The sequence below is a fragment of the Xanthomonas cannabis pv. cannabis genome (assembly GCF_000802365.1).
Taxonomy (GTDB): Bacteria; Pseudomonadota; Gammaproteobacteria; order Xanthomonadales; family Xanthomonadaceae; genus Xanthomonas; species Xanthomonas cannabis.
In genome coordinates, this window is the sequence record NZ_JSZE01000243.1 from 1 (window position 1) to 244 (window position 244).

The 244-nt window shown below is 63.1% G+C and carries 1 pseudogene; it reads right to left on the bottom strand.

Going from position 1 to position 244, the window contains the following annotated elements:
• Window positions 1-244: pseudogene (locus OZ10_RS22585) on the bottom strand (IS110 family transposase); the annotation flags it as partial.

Below are 244 nucleotides of genomic sequence, written 5' to 3' on the forward strand. Positions count from 1 at the left end.
CCAATCGGGAGATCTGCTTTCCGTTGAGCGTCCCAAGCTCCGGCAACCGGCACGCCAACACGGCCAGCAATACCGGACCGACCCCTTTGAGCGTCTTCAACGCCGCCAGGTGCGGTTGCTCGATGAGCAGCGTCTTTAGCTGCCCGGCGATCAGTTCATCCAGCCGCGCCACACTGCGCACGAGCTGGTTCACGTTGGCCTGCAGCAGCTTGCGTAGCGGTTTGTCCGCCACCTGCAACAGCTG